The sequence below is a fragment of the Promicromonospora kroppenstedtii genome (assembly GCF_044389675.1).
GTDB classification, from domain to species: domain Bacteria; phylum Actinomycetota; class Actinomycetes; order Actinomycetales; family Cellulomonadaceae; genus Promicromonospora; species Promicromonospora kroppenstedtii.
The window spans coordinates 210,763-227,046 of record NZ_JBIRYI010000003.1 but is presented as its reverse complement, the minus strand read 5'-3'; the positions used below and the strand labels follow the sequence as shown (position 1 = coordinate 227,046).

Sequence of the window (16,284 nt, the reverse complement as noted above, 5' to 3'; positions counted from 1 at the left end):
GGGCTGATTTGGTATCGCCCAACTCGACGATGGAGTCGCCATGAATCGCAAGACCGCCGTCCGGCGGGTCACCCTGTCCTCGCTCGCGGCCGCCGGCCTGGTGGTGATCGGGACCGTGACCGCGTCCGCGCACGTGACCATCACGCCGTCCACCACCGCGGCGGGCGCCACGGCCGAGCTCCGGGTCGAGATCCCCCACGGCTGTGCCGAGTCCGCGACCACCGCGATCATCATCCGGATGCCCGAGGAGGTCACGGACGTGCGCGCCTCCGGCACGGACCGCTGGGCGGTCGACCAGACCGGGGACGGCCTCACCTACAGCACGGACACCCCGCTGCCGGACGGCGAGCACGCCGAGGTCGCCTTCTCCGTGCGCCTGCCCGACGACGACGGGGCGACCCTCGTGTTCCCGGTCGTCCAGCGGTGCGAGGTGGGCGAGGCCGCCTGGACCGAGGTCGCCGAGCACGCCGAGGGGCACGACGACCTGGAGCGGCCGGCGCCGGTGCTGGTCGTGACGGAGGGGAAGAGCGGAGGGTCGGGCGAGGCAGAGGTTGAGGACGAGCCCGCGGCCGAGGCCAGTGCGGTCGCCGAGCCCCTCGAGGCCGAGACTGCCGCCGCACCCGCCGCCGCCGCCCCCGCCGACGCCGACTCCGGTCGCAACCCCCTGGTCACCTACGGCGCGGCCGCTCTGCTGGTCGCGGGCGCGCTGGTGGGCGGCGCCGTCCTGCTCCGCCGCCGTCGGAACCCATGAGCCTCGCCGACGCCGGCCGGCGCGCCGGGGGCTGGCTGCTCCTGCTCACCGTCCTGGCCGCCCTCCTGGTGGGCCCGGCCGGCACCGTCTCGGCCCACGCCACTCTCATCAGTACCGACCCGGCCCAGGGCGCGGTGCTCGAGACCGCCCCCGAGCGGGTCACGTTCACCTTCAACGAGTCCGTGATCGGGGTGCCCGCCGGTATCAAGGTGTTCGACGCGACGGGTACCGAGGTGGCCTCCACGGCCACGGTCCGCGCCTCAAGGCTGCTCGTCGATCTCGACGAGAAGGTCGCCGACGGCACCCTCGTGGTCGTCTGGCGCCTCGTGTCCGAGGACGGCCACCCGATCGGCGGCTCGCTGAGCTTCGCGGTCGGCGCACCCAGCGACGTCGTCGACGTACCCGGGACCGGGACCGGGGCCGACGCCGGGACCGAGGCACCCGCCCTGCTCGGCGTCGTCCGCGGCGTGGGCTACGCGGGCCTGCTCCTGACCGCCGGGCTGGCCGCCTTCGCGGTGCTGTTCCTCCCGCGCGACGCCGCAGCCGACCGCTCGCGCGCCCGGCTGCGGCCCGTCGCCCGCGTGGCGGCCGGCATCGGCGCGCTCGGCTGGGCGGTCGCCGTGCCGCTGGTCGCGCTCTACCAGCTCGGCCTCCCGGCCTCCGCACTCGCCGACGGCGACACCTGGACGGCGCTCGCGGCGGCCGAGTACGCGGTGCCGGCCGTCGTCGTCGTGGGACTCACCCTGGCCGGGTGCGCGCTCCCGGCGTCCGCCCCCGGCCGGGGGCGGGTCGCGCTGGTGCTGGCCGGCTGCGCGCTGGCCGTCACCGCGCCCGCGTTCACCGGGCACACGCGGGCCGCGACGCCCGAGGCGCTCGTGCTTGGCGTGGACGTGCTGCACCTGGCCGCCGGGTCCCTCTGGCTGGGCGGCCTGGTGGCGATCTCCCTGGTCCTGGGCGACCTCGCGCGCGGCGAGCACGGCGCCGTCGTGCTCGGCGCGTTCTCCACCTGGGCGGCCGGGCTGCTCGCGGTGCTGGTGGTCGCGGGGACCGTGCTGGCGTGGCGGATCTCCGGGAGCTGGGCGGCCCTGCTCGACTCCGGCTACGGCGCCCTGCTGCTGGTCAAGGTGCTCGCCGCCCTGGTCGCGATCGGCATCGCCGCGTGGAACCGGTACGCGCTGCTGCCGAGGTTCCGCGAGGCGGCGGCGCAGCCCGAGCCCACCCGCCCGCCCCCGCCCCGCGGGCGCAAGGCGTCCCGCGGCGGTGCGGTATCTCGCGGCCGGTCGGCGCCCGCCCGCACCGACCGTGCGGCCTCGGCCACACCCCTGGTCCGGACGGCGCTCGCGGAGGCGGGCGTGCTGGTCGTCGTGCTGGCGGTCACCGGCTTCCTGGTGGACCGGAGCCCCGAGACGGCGTCGGCGGTCGCGGCCGAGGGCCGCGGTGAGAGCGCCACCGAGTCGGTGCGCCTGGACGACATCTCGGCGCGGATCACCCTGGACCCGGTCGCCGTCGGGCCGGCCACGCTCACCATCGAGATGACCGACCCGGCGGGGGAGCCCGCGGAGGGCTTCGAGGCCCCGCGGATGAGCCTGGCGTCCGACGAGGTGGAACTCGGCGAGTTGTCGCTCAGCTCGCTCGGGCCGGGGGTCTACGCGGGCGACGTCGTGCTGCCGACCACGGGGGAGTGGGAGGTGCAGGTGTCGCTGCGCACCACGGAGTTCGACAACCCGGTGCGGACGGTGGCCTTCCGGGTGCCGGACGGTTCCTGAGGGTCTGGCCAGGAGCCCCGAGGTGCTCAGGTGATCCGGTAGAACCGGAAGAAGCCGAAGTCCGTGATCGGCAGCGCCTCGACCGTGCCGAACCCGGCTGCCAGGGCGTACTCCCGCAGGCGATCGGGGCGCATGACCGTACCGGTGGCCGCGCTCGGGCTGCTGGAGCGGCCGTCGGGCAGACAGACGAAGAGGCTGAAGCCGTACATCATCCGCTCGAGCTCGTCGCCGTCAGGTGCGAACGTCTCGGCGACGGCCTCGTCCATCACGATCAGCGGGGCGCCGGCCGTGAGCGACCTCCGGACGGCAGTGAGCACGTCGACGGGCCGGGGCATGTCGTGGACGCACTCGAAGGCGAAGGCCACGTCATAGTGTTCGACCGGAAGCTCCGCGGCGTCCCCGTGCGAGAACCGGACCCGGTCGGAGACGCCGGCTGTCCGTGCGTTCGCGGCCGCCATCACGACCGACGGCGCGTCGATGTCGATCCCGTGCACCGTGGCGTCGGGGTAGGCGTTGCCCAGCGCGATGCTCGACCACCCGCCGCCGCTGCCGACGTCGAGGACGCGGGCACCGGGGCGCGCAAGCAGTCCGTGCAGGTCGGTGACGCCGGCGAGCGCGTCGGCCAGCCGGTGCTCGAACCACGGCCGGTTCGCGTCCGCCTGCCCCTCGCGGGCGTGGTCGCCGAGCTCGGCCCAGCTGATCCCGTCGCCGGTGCGGTAGGCGTCGAGCAGCCGGGGAAGAGCGGGGCCGACCGCGCCGAACATCCGGCCGAGGGGCGCCAGGAAGCTGAGGCTGTGCTGGTCGGTCATGACCTCCGCGGTGGCCGCCGGGATGCTGAAGACGCGCTCGTCGGCGGCGCCGTCGGAGTCGAGGTGCAGCAGGCCGGTGACGGTCTGCTGCTCCAGCCACTCGCGCGCGTAGCGGGCATCGGTGCCGGTGCGCTCGGCGAGCTGCGGCGGGGTCGCGGGGCCGTCCTCGGCCAGTGAGCGGTACCAGCCCAGGCGGTCGCCCAGGAAGGTCGACATCAGGTCCACGGTGCCGAGGACGGCGCCGAAGAGGCGTTCGGCGACGGCCTCGGCCGTGGGCGCTTCCGGGCTGGGATCCATCCCTCCACGGTCCGCCTGGCGGCGCGGGGGCACCAGAGCGGGAGCGGGGGATCTTTCGGGGAAGCCCGCGGACGACTGTGCGTCGTCCCCTGACTGCGTCGCCGCCCCACCCCGCGCAGCTCCGCCTTCGACACATAGTCGCCGCACCCCGTGCAGAACGACCGGCCGCCGTAGAGGAACGGGTCGGCGAGGTAGCTGCGCACGATCTCCTCGGGCATGCCCGTGCCCGCACCGCAGACCTAGTGGCGGTACGCGCGCGGCGAGACCTCGCCGCGCCCTTGACGCCCCAGGATTCGCCCTCGTAATATCCGAACCGCAAGACTGCAAGAAATTGACAGAAGACGAGCACAAAGCAGTGCACGTACTGCAACTCTGCACTCTCGCCCCCGGTTCGGCAGTTCTCCACGGCTGCCTCGGTGGCGCCGACCCGATCCACCCAGGACGTCGACGCGCGCCACGACGGGCGCGACGGCGTCGGGCGACGACGCCCGCGGGTGGCCGAGCCCGCCCCGGCGGGAGAACGAGGACGTTCATGAGAATCCCCTGGAAGCACACGGTCGTGACGGGCGCCGCGCTGGCACTCGTCGCGCCGTTCGGACTGGCCGCCGTCGCGCACGCCGCGGACGCCACCGACCTCGCCCTCGGCAAGCCGATCACGGCGTCGTCCGTGACGCAGACGTACGTCGCGGCCAACGCGAACGACGGGAACGTCTCGTCCTACTGGGAGGGCGCGGGCGGGCAGTACCCGGCGCACCTCACGGTCGACCTCGGGCAGGAGGCCGACGTCGAGCGCGTCGTCGTCAAGCTCCCTCCGCCCGCCGCGTGGTCGCCGCGCACGCAGACGTTCAGCGTGCTCGGCCGGTCCGACGGCGAGTCGTCGTTCCGCACCCTCAAGGCCTCGGCCGCCTACTCGTTCGACCCGGCGAGCGGCAACACCGTCGAGGTCCCGCTGGACGGGGAGGCCGACGAGGTGCGCCTCGCGTTCAGCGCCAACACCGGCGCGGGCAACGGCCAGGTCTCCGAGCTGCAGGTCTGGGGCACGCCCACGGGCGACCCGGACCCGACCGACCCGCCGGACCCCACCGACCCGACCGGCACCAACTACGCCCTGAACCGGCCCGCGGCCGCGTCGTCGACCGAGTGGACCTACGTCGTCGCCAACGCGGTGGACGGCCAGACCGGCACGTACTGGGAGGGTGCCGGCGGGCAGTACCCGTCCACGCTCGACGTCTCCCTGGCCGCGCCCACGCAGGTCAGCGGCGTGCGGGTGCGCGTGAATCCCGACGGTGCCTGGGGCGCGCGCACCCAGACCTTCTCGGTCTGGGGACGCACCGGCACGGGGGCGTGGCAGGAGCTCAAGGCGTCCGCCGGGTACGCGTTCGCGCCCGGGAGCGGCAACCTCGTGGACGTCCCCGTGACCGGCACGGTCACCGACGTCCGCCTGCGCTTCACCGCCAACACCGGGGCGGGCAACGGGCAGGTAGCGGAGCTCGAGGTCTACGGCGCCCCGGCGCCGAACCCGAACCTCACGGTCACGGCGGTGACGGCGTCCCCGGCCTCGCCGACGGCGACCACGCCCCTGACGCTCACGGCGACCGTGAAGAACACGGGCGACCGGGCCTCGGCGGCCACCACGCTGGACGGGAAGATCGGCGGCAGCACGGCGGGCTCGGCGGACGTCGCCGCGCTCCAGCCCGGCGCGACCGCCCAGGTGACGGTCGCGGCCGGCACCAAGCCCGCGGGCGAGTACACGGTCGGCGCCGTCGTCGACCCCGGCAACGCGGTCGCCGAGCAGAACGAGACCGACAACGCGTTCACGGCGTCCGCCAAGCTCGTGGTCGGTGAGGCGCCCGGGCCGGACCTGGAGGTCGTCTCCGTGTCCTCGAACCCGGCCAACCCCGCGGTCGGCGCGGCCGTGTCGTTCAGCGTGCAGGTGCGTAACCGCGGCAACCAGTCCGCCGCGGCCGGTTCGGTCACGCGCGTCGTCGCCGGCTCCACCACCCTCAACGGGACGACGCCGGCCGTGCCGGCGGGCGGCACCGTCACCGTCACCCCCACCGGCTCGTGGACGGCGACCAACGGCGGCGTCACCGTGACCGCCACGGCGGACGCGACCGACGTCGTCGACGAGACCGACGAGGACAACAACGCGGGCACGCTCGCGGTGACCGTGGGCCGCGGCGCGGCCGTGCCGTACACCACCTACGAGGCCGAGGACGGACAGCACAACGGCACGCTCCTGCAGACCGACCCGCTGCGCACGTTCGGGCACACCAACTTCGCCACCGAGTCCTCGGGCCGCGAGTCGGTGCGGCTGAACAGCACGGGCCAGTACGTGCAGTTCACGTCCACCAACCCGACCAACTCGATCGTCGTCCGCAACTCGATCCCCGACGCCGCCGCCGGCGGGGGACAGGAGAAGACGATCAGCCTGTACGCGGACGGCCAGTTCGTGCAGAAGCTGACGCTCTCCTCGAAGCACTCGTGGTTGTACGGGACCACCGACCAGCCCGAGGGTCTCGTCAACACCCCGGGCGGCGACGCCCGCCGCCTGTTCGACGAGTCGCACGCCCTGCTGAACCGGTCCTTCCCGGCGGGCACGGTGTTCAAGCTGCAGCGCGACGCCGGGGACGACGCGTCCTTCTACATCATCGACCTGGTCGAGCTCGAGCAGGTCGCGCCGCCCGCCTCCAAGCCGGCGCAGTGCACGTCCATCACCGAGTACGGTGCCGTCCCGAACGACGGGCTGGAGGACACCGCCGCCATCCAGGCCGCCGTCACCGCCGACCAGGAGGGCGAGATCGACTGCGTGTGGATCCCGGCCGGCCAGTGGCGCCAGGAGAAGAAGATCCTCACGGACGACCCGCTCGACCGCGGCACGCACAACCAGGTGGGCATCAGCGACGTCACCATCCGCGGTGCGGGCATGTGGCACTCGCAGCTCTACAGCCTGATCAAGCCGCACCTCGCCCCTGGCGTCATCAACCACCCGCACGAGGGCAACTTCGGGTTCGACATCGACGACAACGTCCAGATCTCCGACATCGCGATCTTCGGCTCCGGCGACATCCGCGGCAACAACGGTCAGGAGGAGGGCGGCGTCGGCCTCAACGGGCGGTTCGGGCAGGACACGAAGATCACCAACGTGTGGATCGAGCACGCCAACGTCGGGGTATGGGTCGGGCGCGACTACACCAACATCCCCGAGCTGTGGGGTCCCGGCGACGGCGTCGAGTTCTCCGGGATGCGTATCCGCAACACCTACGCGGACGGCATCAACTTCAGCAACGGGACGCGCAACTCGCTCGTCTTCAACTCGACCTTCCGCAACACCGGCGACGACGCGCTCGCCGTCTGGGCCAACCCGTACGTCAAGGACCGCACCGTCGACATCGGGCACGACAACGCGTTCCGCAACAACACGGTTCAGCTGCCGTGGCGCGCCAACGGCATCGCGATCTACGGCGGCTACGACAACAGCATCGAGAACAACCTGATCTCCGACACCATGAACTACCCCGGCATCATGCTGGCGACCGACCACGACCCCCTGCCGTTCTCGGGGACGACGCTCATCGCCAACAACGGCCTCTACCGCACCGGCGGGGCGTTCTGGAACGAGGACCAGGAGTTCGGGGCGATCACGATCTTTCCGCAGACCCACGACATCACCGGGGTCACCATCCGCGACACGGACATCGTCGACTCCACGTACGACGGCATCCAGTTCAAGAACGGCGGCGGCAACATGCCGGACGTCCGCATCACGAACGTCCGGATCGACAAGTCGAACAACGGTTCCGGCATCCTCGCGATGGGTGGCGCTCGCGGCAACGCGATCCTGTCGAACGTGACCGTCACCAACTCCGGTGAGGGGGACATCGAGAAGGAGCCCGGCTCGACGTTCGTCTTCACCGGCCAGTAGGGCCGACGACGGCGCGGGGTGCCGGCGCGCGCTGCCGGTGCCCCGCGCCGTCGCGCAGGTGGGGGGAACTCGACGTGCGGGCGTGACCTGGGAGTTCACCCGGGTGGCAATGTCCTTGTTCGAGATTTTTCGGCTACTTGTCCACTATCGGCCCGTACGATTCCCTTCCAAGAGAGCGCACGCCGCTCGGGCCGAGCGGAGCCGGCGACGCGCACGACGAGGCACGGCGACGGAGGACCACGGTGGGTGAGCGGGAGTTCGAGCGGACCCAGGACCTGAGGTTCACCGCGTCCGAACCGCCGACGTCGGAGACCCTGCCGTTGGCCCCGCCGTCCTCCGCGGCCCCGGGGCCCACGCCGCCGTCGGTCGTGCCGTCTCCGCACGGCTCCGCGCCGTACGGTTCGGCCGGTGCGCCGGCCGCGCAGGTCAACCCGCACGCGACGACGAGCCTCGTGCTCGGTATCACGTCGCTGTTCCTCAGCCTCCCCTTCGTGCCGTCGATCCTCGGCATCATTCTCGGGTTCGTGGGCCTGGCCCGGTCGCGCCGCACCGACCCGCCGACCGGGCGCGGCGCCGCGATCGCCGGCATCGTCCTGTCGATAGTCGGCGTGGTGCTCGGCGTGTTCGTCGCGATGGCGGCGTCCACGTTCGTGTCCGACGCGGCGAGGGCGATCGTGGACCGGAGTACGGCCGCTCCTGAGGGCGGAGCCACACCTGCTCCTCCTGCCGACTTCGTCGAGGTCGACGCGGCCCAGTGGAAGTCCGTCGTCGAGCACCCCGGCGACGCCGAGGGGCAGGCCGTCGTGGTCTTCGCCGAGGTCGCGAGGTTCGACAGCACCACCGGCACCGACCGGTTCCTCGGTGGCCTCGGGGTGGACCAGCCGGGTACCGAGCGAGAGCTGGAGGACCCGGCCGTCGTCATCGGGCCGGAGGTGATGCTCGACGGCGTGGAGACGGGCGACGTGCTGCGGATCCATGCCGTGGTGACCGGCTCGTTCGAGCTCAGGACCGACCTCGGCGGCACCGTGACCGTCCCGGCGCTGACCATCGCGGAGTTCGAGGACGTCGGCTTCGTGGACCTGGGCGCTGACCTCGCGGTCGGTTCTGCCGAGATCAAGCAGCCCGGCTGGATCTCGGTCCCGGTCGTGGTGACCAATGGCGGGACCCAGGCGTTCACGTACAGCGCCACGCTGGTCGCCGAGAGCAAGAACGGCAAGAAGACCTACGACCGGGGCCCGGTGTTCGTCGAGAAGCTCGGTCCCGGCGAGAAGGAGAAGGTCGCCGTCGACTTCTTCGAGGGCGTCCCGGCGGACGCCGTCTACCGCGTGGAGTCGGTGGAGCGGTTCGTCGAGTGAGGGTCGGGCTGCGGCCGGGCGCCGGGGCGCAGACCGGCGGCGACCGCGCAGCGGGGTGAATGTATGTCTCGGAGGTGTGTTGCGCTGCGTGAACAATGTCTACGCAGCGCAACACATCTCCGAGAGGTAAGGACTTCCCGGACCCTCGGGGCGGTCCTTCTAGTGGGCCACGGCAGCGGGTCTCAGTCCCACCAGAACGTCCAGACGTTCACTCCGATGAGCGATGAGGCGTACTTGTCGACCGTGTTGTTGCCGCTCTGCCAGATGTTGTCCGGGCAGAACGCGAAGTGCTCGAGCGCGACCGCCCGGGCGTGGTCGAGGTCCTGCGGTGGGCGGGCGACCGACAGCCAGAGCATGTCCGGTCCGAGCCCGACGACGCGCGCCCCGAGCTCGATCGAGTTGGTGTGGTTGCAGGGTCCGTCCCATCCGGCGAGCGTGAGCGCGTCGGCGCCGTCGTCAGCGGGGATCAGGCCGAGTCGCCATCGGCGCGTTCGCCCGTGGAAGTCCTCGTTGCCCTGGAGGTACACAGCGAACTCATCGGCCATGGCCTCGGGGCTGTCGTCGCCGGCGCCCGCTCGCGCCAGACCCGGCCACGGCCCGGACGGCCACTCCTCCTCGGGGATCTCGTCCTCGTCGTCCTCCTCGGGCTCCCGGACCTCCTGGAGCTGGTCCCACAGCGTGCGCAGCGCCGACTCGGGGTCGACGTCGAGGTCGCCGGTGTTGCCCGCGAGATACCAGCGGTCGTCCCACCCCCTGTCTGGGTCGTGCTCCAGCAGCACCGGGTACAGGCCGGTCCGCTCGTGCTCCGCCCGCAGCAGCGTCCACTCCGCCGCGACGCCCTCGACGGGCTCGTCGGACATCCACAGCAGCGGCTTCTGCGGGCGGTTCGGGAGATCCTCCGCCGCGTGCACGAGGCGGCCGGGCGGGAGCGCATCGGGCAGCGTCGGGAAGTCGGTGTTGGTCACGGTCCGCAGGTTATGCGGCACCTCTGACATCGCCGACTGGCGGCTACGCTTCCTGACCATGCGAGACCCGGCACTCTGGCAGGCGCGCGGCATCTGTGTGGACTCCGACGACGACGGGCTCGCTCCCGAGACAAGCCACCCCGCGTTCGTCGCGCTGGCGCCGTGGTCGTTCTACGACGGCGCCGACGAGTTCGCGCCCTTCGGCAGCGACCACGGGCACGACACCCTCGGGGCGCTCGCGGAGTGGTACCTGGCGGGCGGGGTCGACGACGAGGCCCCGGCGTTCCTCGTCGACAGCCTGGACGGCTTCGGGGTGCCCGACGGGCTCTGGTCGGCCGACTCGGCCGTGGCCCGGGAGTGGGCGGCAGGCCCCGAGGAAGACGATCACCTCGTCACCGCGGCCGCGCAGACCGCGGTCGCCGTCGCCGTCGGGCAGCTCAAGATCCGGGGCCACGTCACCTCCGCCGTCCGATACCTCGGGTGGCAGGCGGTCACGCTCCACCGGGTGCTGATCGAGCAGGCGGTGGTCCGGTACCCGAGGTGGCAGCACGCGGACCGTGCGTCCGCAGCGGTCGACGACGTCGTCAGGGTGCTGACCCGGGCGCCGTCCGCCCCCGGGGACCCGGTCCGCGCCAACCGCGTCTGACACAGCAACGCGGACGCCGCCCCGTGTCCGGGGCGACGTCCGCGCAGCGTGTCGTCAGTCCTGCGTCGCCGCGGCCGGCGCGCCGCCGTCGACCGCCGCAGCGCCGCCCGCCGAACCAGCACCACCGAGCGCGGGCCAGCTCGCGTACTCCACGCCGCCACGCCGTGCGGGCGCCGTCTCGGGCAGCATGACGAGAGCGACGATCGAGCACACCACGAGCAGCGCCGTGTACCCGGCGACCAGCCAGAAGCCGCCGTCGGCCGCGACCAGCAGCGCCGTGGCGACCACGGTGAACGGGCCCGAGGCGACCATGGCGCCGAACTGCCACACCACCGAGACGCCCGAGTAGCGCACCGAGGAGTCGAAGAGCTCGGGGAAGAACGACGCCTGTGGGGCGTAGGTGCCGGAGTGGCCGAGCCCGAGGCCGACCACGAGCAGCGCCGTGATCACCGCGAGGTTCTCGGTCTGCACCGCGAGGAACGCGGGCACGATGAGCAGCAGGTTCAGCACGGCCAGCGTCAGGAACACCGGGCGGCGTCCGACGCGGTCGGTGATGTGCCCCCACACCGGGATCATGACGATCTCGACCAGGATCGCGATGATGACCGCCTCCAGCACCAGGCCGGAGCTGTAGCCGTTGTTGTCCGCGTACGCGACCAGGAAGATCGTGTAGAAGGGGAACATCGCGGCCTCGACGAACTTGGCGAAGAACCCGCCCACCACCTCGCGACGGCGCTGGCCGAACAGCTGGCGCAGCGGGGCGTGCGACTCGGCCTTGCGCTCGCGGGCGGCCTTGAAGGTCTCGGACTCGTCGACCTTCGACCGGATGTACAGGCCGACGGCGACCACGACGATCGACAGCAGGAACGGCACGCGCCAGCCCCAGGCGAGGAACGCGTCCTCGTCCATCCACTGCTGCAGGCCGGCGAACAGTGCCGTCGGGATGAGGTAGGCCACGGGGGAGCCGAGCTGCACGAAGCTCGCGTAGAAGCCGCGCCGCTTCTGCGGCGACGCCTCGGCCGTGAGCAGGACCGCGCCGCCCTGCTCACCGCCGACGCCGAAGCCCTGGATGAGCCGGACGACCACAAGGATGACGGCCGCCCACATGCCGATCTGCTCGTAGGTGGGCATCAGGCCGACGGCGAACGTGCCGAGCCCGGTGAGCAGCAGGGTGAACACGAGCGCCTTCTTGCGGCCCAGCCGGTCACCGATGTGGCCCCAGACCAGTCCGCCGAGCGGCCGGGCGAAGAAGCCCACCGCGTACGTCGAGAACGCGGCGAGCGTCCCGACCAGCGGGTCGGCCTCGGGGAAGAAGATCTGGTTGAACACCAGGGCCGAGGCCGTGCCGTAGATGAAGAAGTCGTAGTACTCGGCGATGGTGCCGATGACGGACGCGCCGACGGTCTTTCGCAGCGTCTTCGGGTCGACCGTGCCGGCCGGGGTGCCGCTCATGCTGCCTCCTCGCAGTGGATCACCCCGGGACGCTAGCATACTAGTGCGCTAGAACACGATCGCGGATCTACGGCAGAATCAGGGCATGTCGACGCCGCCACTCCTGACCACCGCCCGGGTCCGCGGGGAGAACACCCGCCGTCTGGTCCACACCTGGCTCCGCCGGCAGATCATCGGGCTGGAGCTGGCCCCGGGCGAGCCGCTGTCGGAGGCCGAGATCGGCTCACGCCTCGGCGTCAGCCGCACCCCGGTGCGTGAGAGCCTGATCCTGCTCGCCGAGGAGGGGCTCGTGGAGGTGTTCCCGCAGCGCGGCAGCTTCGTGGGGCCCATTCGCTACGAGGACGTCGTCTCGGCCCAGTTCGTGCGCGAGGCCATCGAGTGCTCGTCGCTGGAGCAGGGCGGCGCCCTGGTGACCGCGGGCGACGTCGCCGAGCTGCGCGCCCTGATCGTGCGGCAGCACGAGGCGGAGCACGCCGAGGACGCCGCTGCGTTCTTCGACCTCGACGAGGAGTTCCACCTGCGGCTCATGCGCGCCTGCGGGCACGAGTCCGCGTGGCGCATCGTGGCGTCCGCGAAGGCGCAGATGGACCGCGCCCGGCGGCTCTCGCTGCCCGAGGGTGGCAAGATGACCGGCCTCATCGAGCAGCATGAGAGCGTGATCGACGCGCTCGACCTGGGCGACGTCGCCGCGGCCGTCGCGCGGCTCCGCGAACACCTGCGCGTGGTGCTGCAGGACATCACGCACATCCAGGTGGAGCGGCCGGAGCTGTTCGCGCGGGCGTAGTGCCCTGGGGTCATGCGCCGCCGACCGCCCTGCTGAGGGCGGCCGGCGGCGCGTCCGTGCGGGTCTCCAGGTCCACGCGGTGCGCCCCGCACCCCGTGCACCGCACGTAGAGCACCCAGCCGGCCGAGGTGGGGTGGCGCGAGTCCGTCGTCCACGAGTGCTCGTGCCCCAGGTTGCTGGTGCTGGTGCTGGTGCTGGTGCTTGCGTCGGCGTCGGCCCGGAGTGCCGTCTCGGTCGTCGTCATGCCTCCACGATGCTGTAATGGCCTTGTGCATCTCAACCCTTACGGCGAGTACGCGGTACTGCTCGCCGCGTCCCTGGCCAACGACTGGCCGGACGACCGGGCGGGGATCGAGGACCGCACCCGCGAGTTCGGCATGACGATGGAGTTCCGCGAGGAGCCGGCCGACCACGCGCACGCCCGCCGGGCCATCGACGACTGGCTGCGCGTCGTGGACACGCCGGACCCCGAGCAGCGCGCCGCGCTGCTGAACGCCCAGATGGCCGCCGTGGCGGCCTACCCGCGCCTGACCGACCACGACGGCGAGGGCTGGCACCTGCACTACCGCGACGAGAACCAGGTGCTCTCGGCGGTGCTGCGGGCCGTGATCAGCGTGGGCACCTCGCTCCACCTCGTCACCCGCGGCATGCACCGCCTGGCGCGCTGCGCGTCGGAGCCCTGCACGAACGTCGTGGTCGACGTGACCCGCAACGGTCGGCAACGCTACTGCTCGGTGCGCTGCGCCAACCGCGCCGCGGTGCGACGGCACCGCGGGCGGTCGGCGCCCTAGGCATCACACCTGGCTCAGCGCCAGAGCTCGCCCACCTGCCCGGCGAGGGACCTCCCCTGCTCGTAGCCCGCCTGCGCCACGGCCGGACGCCGCGAGTAGTCCATCGCGCCGGCGCCCGACATGAGCGCGGCGGCGTCGCCCGGGAAGACCGTCTCGACCCGGCTGCCGCCGGCCCGTAGCGCACGCACCTGCGTGGCGAGGTCCAGGCCCCAGTCCGCGGGCGCCCGCGTGCGGCCGCCGAACGGGGACAGCACGAGCACGCGCGCGTACCCGGCCGCCAGGTCGGCGTTCTCGGCGTTGGCCCGGTAGCCGCCGTCGATGTACCGGCGCTCGCCGATGCGGTAGGCGAAGCCGCTGGAGCAGCTCGCCGCGACGGCGTCCGCCAGGTCCACGCCGCTGTGCCGGTCGAACAGGACGGGCTCGCCGGTGCGGGCGTCGACGGCCGTGAGGGCGATCGGCCGGTCCGGCCACGCCTGGTCGGGGAGGCGGGCGGCGACGGTGGCGCGCCACCGTGCCTGCACCGCGTCGTCCGACGTGCCGGGCAGGTCGAGGGCCGCCGCGCCCAGCCGCCGACGCATGTCGGCCACGTCCGTGGCGCCCTCGACGATCCGGCGGGTGCGTTCCATCTGGTCGGCGGCCGCGCTGACGCGGGCAGGATCCTGGGTCGGCCTGGCGCCGGCTGGGGCCGGTGCGGCGAGGACGGCGGCGTACAGCTCGGCGGGAGTCGCCCCGCCGAGCTGGGCCGCCGTGGTCGACCCGGCCGACGTCCCGAGGGTCAGGTCGGCGGTGGTCACGTCGACGCCGGCGTCGGACAGCCCGGCGACGACGCCGATCAGCCAGGCGTTGCCGGTCGCCCCGCCGCCCCCGAGGACGAGTGCGCGGGCACGGGGTACAGCAGAAGAGGGTGTGGTGTTCATGGGAGTCGCCTTTCGCGATTGCTGGTGCGGCGCTCCCGTGGCGACTAGATCGTCGTCGGGATCGTGGACTGCGGGGGAGCACCCGGTGCGGTCACTGCGTTCACGGGTCTCACCTCCTGCGGTCGGTACACGATCACCGCAGACGCTACCGTCCCGCCGTCGGGACGCGCAATCGGCTGCGCCGCGTCAGAGGGCTGAGCGACCCACGCCCTGTTGGATCCCCGGGGACCGCACGCCGAACCACTGCTCGGCGCCGTACGCCTCGAACCGTGCCGTCTCGACGAAGCCCAGCCGCGTCGCGAGGCGCACCGAGCGCACGTTGGCGGTCTGCGTGGTCAGCACCACGGGCTCGCCCGGAAGCACCCCCGAGAACCAGTCGAGCACGGCCGCGCACGACTCCGCGGCGTAGCCCCGGCCCCACACCTGCGGCAGGAACAGGTAGCCCAGCTCGACCTTCCCGGCGGCCCGGGGCGCCTGGTGCTCGCCGTCGCGGCTCTCGAGCGTGATGGCCCCGATCATCGCCCCGTCCAGGTCGACCACGAACTGACCCGGCCGGCCCTTCGGCACCGCCGGGATCGCGGCCTCCAGCTCGTCGCGAGGACGCGCTCCGCCGATGTACGCCCCCACCTCGGGCGACGCGTTCAGCTCGATGAGCGCCGCCCGGTCGCGGGCCTCGGGCTCGCGCAGCATCAGCCGCTTGGTGCGGATCGGCTCGGGCGGCCAGGTGACGCTTCCCAGGTCTGCCATGGGCGCAGACTACTGGTGGCCCGGCAGCGGATGTCAGTGGCGGGAGGCAGTATCGGGGGTAGCGGATCCGACCTGGAGGACGTCATGGCTGACACACCCACCACCCCGCCGCGCACCTACCCCCACGGCGTGCCGAGCTGGATCGACCTGGAGACGCACGACGTCGACGCGGCGCTCGCCTTCTACGCCGACCTGTTCGGCTGGCGGTACACCGAGCGGCTGCCGCCCGGCGTGCCCGGGCGCTACGTCGTCGCGTCGCTCGACGGCACGGAGGCGACCACGGTCGGCGCGATCGGGACGCCGTCGGCCGGTTTCGACGGCGAGGTCATGTGGCACACCTACATCGCCGTGGACGACGCCGACGCCGCGGCCGCCCGGGTGGTCGAGCTGGGCGGCATCGTGAGCTCGGGGCCCGAGGACGTCGGACCGCCGGGGGAGCGCGCCGGGCGGATGGCGCGGATCGTCGACCCGCAGGGCGCGACCTGCCGGCTGGTCCAGGCGGGCACGCGGCCCGGCGCGCAGTCCGTCAACGCGCCGGGCACGTGGAACTTCAGCAACCTGAGCACGCCGGACCTGGACGCCGCGCTGCGCTTCTACGGCCCGCTGCTCGGCTGGGAGCACAGCGACGACCTCGGTTCGGGGATGCTGCGCGTGCCCGGCTACGGTGACCACCTGGCCCGCACCTTCGACCCGGACATCTACGAGCGGCAGCAGGGCGCACCGGACGGGTTCGCGGACGTCGCGGCCGGGATCCTGCGTGCAGCCGGGCCCGCCCACTGGTCCGTGACCTTCTTGGTGGCCGACCGCGACGCGTCCGCCGCTCTCGCGGAGCGTGCCGGTGCGACGGTCCTGGCGCGACAGGAGACCGAGTGGACCAAGGAGGCGGCGATCCGGGACCCGTTCGGCGCCGAGCTCTCGCTGTCCCAGTTCTCCCCGCCGGAGTGGTTCGAGGAGGCCCGGGGCGGCGGCGACTAGTGCTGAGGCTCTGTTCAGACCACGACCTTCTGCCCGCAGGAGGGTGCTCGAAACGTTGCAACCTCGTGGCTTGAACAGAACCTCGGCAGTATCCGCGACAAAGC

General features: G+C 72.6%; 14 protein-coding genes. 8 read left to right on the top strand and 6 right to left on the bottom strand.

The window, feature by feature from the left end; all coding sequences use genetic code 11:
* The first annotated feature begins 40 nt into the window (after nt 1-40).
* Both ACH47X_RS06715 and ACH47X_RS06710 read left to right on the top strand, forming a co-directional pair.
* Nucleotides 41-751 carry a YcnI family protein gene (locus tag ACH47X_RS06715; RefSeq protein ID WP_397402618.1) on the top strand — a complete coding sequence of 237 codons (711 nt, stop codon included), beginning with the start codon at nt 41-43 and terminating at the stop codon, nt 749-751.
* Nucleotides 748-2,517, top strand: a complete 1,770-nt coding sequence (locus ACH47X_RS06710) for a copper resistance CopC/CopD family protein (RefSeq protein ID WP_397402616.1) — start codon at nt 748-750, stop codon at nt 2,515-2,517. The genes ACH47X_RS06715 and ACH47X_RS06710 overlap by 4 nt, the downstream gene beginning before the upstream one ends.
* Nucleotides 2,518-2,543: 26 nt before the next feature.
* Here the strand turns inward: ACH47X_RS06710 and ACH47X_RS06705 are convergent, their stop codons facing one another.
* Nucleotides 2,544-3,623: a class I SAM-dependent methyltransferase gene (locus tag ACH47X_RS06705; protein ID WP_397402614.1), complete on the bottom strand. Its 1,080-nt coding sequence runs from the start codon at nt 3,621-3,623 to the stop codon at nt 2,544-2,546.
* A 532-nt stretch (nt 3,624-4,155) separates the two neighbouring features.
* Here ACH47X_RS06705 and ACH47X_RS06700 point away from each other — a divergent pair.
* Both ACH47X_RS06700 and ACH47X_RS06695 read left to right on the top strand, forming a co-directional pair.
* Nucleotides 4,156-7,548: a CARDB domain-containing protein gene (locus ACH47X_RS06700; RefSeq protein ID WP_397402612.1), complete on the top strand. Its 3,393-nt coding sequence runs from the start codon at nt 4,156-4,158 to the stop codon at nt 7,546-7,548.
* Between the two features lie 242 nt (nt 7,549-7,790).
* Nucleotides 7,791-8,903: a DUF4190 domain-containing protein gene (locus ACH47X_RS06695; RefSeq protein WP_397402610.1), complete on the top strand. Its 1,113-nt coding sequence runs from the start codon at nt 7,791-7,793 to the stop codon at nt 8,901-8,903.
* Between the two features lie 182 nt (nt 8,904-9,085).
* On the opposite strand, the gene ACH47X_RS06690 is transcribed toward ACH47X_RS06695, so the two are convergent.
* Nucleotides 9,086-9,868, bottom strand: a complete 783-nt coding sequence (locus ACH47X_RS06690) for a DUF4253 domain-containing protein (RefSeq protein WP_397402608.1) — start codon at nt 9,866-9,868, stop codon at nt 9,086-9,088.
* 58 nt (nt 9,869-9,926) lie between these two features.
* Between ACH47X_RS06690 and ACH47X_RS06685 the strand changes: the two genes are divergently transcribed.
* On the top strand, nt 9,927-10,514 hold the full coding sequence (locus ACH47X_RS06685) for a hypothetical protein (protein ID WP_397402606.1): 588 nt from the start codon (nt 9,927-9,929) through the stop codon (nt 10,512-10,514).
* 54 nt (nt 10,515-10,568) lie between these two features.
* Here ACH47X_RS06685 and ACH47X_RS06680 read toward each other — a convergent pair whose 3' ends face one another.
* Nucleotides 10,569-11,966 carry an MFS transporter gene (locus tag ACH47X_RS06680; protein WP_397402604.1) on the bottom strand — a complete coding sequence of 466 codons (1,398 nt, stop codon included), beginning with the start codon at nt 11,964-11,966 and terminating at the stop codon, nt 10,569-10,571.
* 85 nt (nt 11,967-12,051) lie between these two features.
* On the opposite strand from ACH47X_RS06680, the gene ACH47X_RS06675 reads away from it, so the two are divergent.
* Entirely contained in the window at nt 12,052-12,750 is a 699-nt protein-coding gene (locus ACH47X_RS06675; protein ID WP_397402602.1) for a GntR family transcriptional regulator, read from the top strand.
* Nucleotides 12,751-12,760: 10 nt separating this feature from the next.
* Here ACH47X_RS06675 and ACH47X_RS06670 read toward each other — a convergent pair whose 3' ends face one another.
* On the bottom strand, nt 12,761-12,994 hold the full coding sequence (locus ACH47X_RS06670) for a hypothetical protein (protein WP_397402600.1): 234 nt from the start codon (nt 12,992-12,994) through the stop codon (nt 12,761-12,763).
* A gap of 25 nt (nt 12,995-13,019) precedes the next feature.
* On the opposite strand from ACH47X_RS06670, the gene ACH47X_RS06665 reads away from it, so the two are divergent.
* Entirely contained in the window at nt 13,020-13,541 is a 522-nt protein-coding gene (locus tag ACH47X_RS06665) for a CGNR zinc finger domain-containing protein (protein WP_397402598.1), read from the top strand.
* Nucleotides 13,542-13,555: 14 nt separating this feature from the next.
* Here ACH47X_RS06665 and ACH47X_RS06660 read toward each other — a convergent pair whose 3' ends face one another.
* Nucleotides 13,556-14,458, bottom strand: a complete 903-nt coding sequence (locus ACH47X_RS06660) for a patatin-like phospholipase family protein (RefSeq protein ID WP_397402596.1) — start codon at nt 14,456-14,458, stop codon at nt 13,556-13,558.
* Between the two features lie 186 nt (nt 14,459-14,644).
* A complete protein-coding gene (locus ACH47X_RS06655) occupies nt 14,645-15,205 on the bottom strand; it encodes a GNAT family N-acetyltransferase (RefSeq protein WP_397402594.1) in 561 nt (186 codons plus the stop codon).
* 84 nt (nt 15,206-15,289) lie between these two features.
* Between ACH47X_RS06655 and ACH47X_RS06650 the strand changes: the two genes are divergently transcribed.
* A complete protein-coding gene (locus tag ACH47X_RS06650; protein ID WP_397402592.1) occupies nt 15,290-16,180 on the top strand; it encodes a VOC family protein in 891 nt (296 codons plus the stop codon).
* The last annotated feature ends 104 nt before the right edge of the window (nt 16,181-16,284 follow it).

Excerpts from the sequence above, each read along its gene's own strand:
- ACH47X_RS06700 (WP_397402612.1), top strand. The coding sequence starts at position 4,156 with ATGAGAATCCCCTGGAAGCACACGGTCGTGACGGGCGCCGCGCTGGCA.
- ACH47X_RS06655 (WP_397402594.1), bottom strand. The coding sequence starts at position 15,205 with ATGGCAGACCTGGGAAGCGTCACCTGGCCGCCCGAGCCGATCCGCACC.
- ACH47X_RS06705 (WP_397402614.1), bottom strand. The coding sequence starts at position 3,623 with ATGGATCCCAGCCCGGAAGCGCCCACGGCCGAGGCCGTCGCCGAACGC.
- ACH47X_RS06650 (WP_397402592.1), top strand. The coding sequence starts at position 15,290 with ATGGCTGACACACCCACCACCCCGCCGCGCACCTACCCCCACGGCGTG.
- ACH47X_RS06670 (WP_397402600.1), bottom strand. The coding sequence starts at position 12,994 with ATGACGACGACCGAGACGGCACTCCGGGCCGACGCCGACGCAAGCACC.
- ACH47X_RS06685 (WP_397402606.1), top strand. The coding sequence starts at position 9,927 with ATGCGAGACCCGGCACTCTGGCAGGCGCGCGGCATCTGTGTGGACTCC.
- ACH47X_RS06710 (WP_397402616.1), top strand. The coding sequence starts at position 748 with ATGAGCCTCGCCGACGCCGGCCGGCGCGCCGGGGGCTGGCTGCTCCTG.
- ACH47X_RS06680 (WP_397402604.1), bottom strand. The coding sequence starts at position 11,966 with ATGAGCGGCACCCCGGCCGGCACGGTCGACCCGAAGACGCTGCGAAAG.
- ACH47X_RS06715 (WP_397402618.1), top strand. The coding sequence starts at position 41 with ATGAATCGCAAGACCGCCGTCCGGCGGGTCACCCTGTCCTCGCTCGCG.
- ACH47X_RS06660 (WP_397402596.1), bottom strand. The coding sequence starts at position 14,458 with ATGAACACCACACCCTCTTCTGCTGTACCCCGTGCCCGCGCACTCGTC.
- ACH47X_RS06675 (WP_397402602.1), top strand. The coding sequence starts at position 12,052 with ATGTCGACGCCGCCACTCCTGACCACCGCCCGGGTCCGCGGGGAGAAC.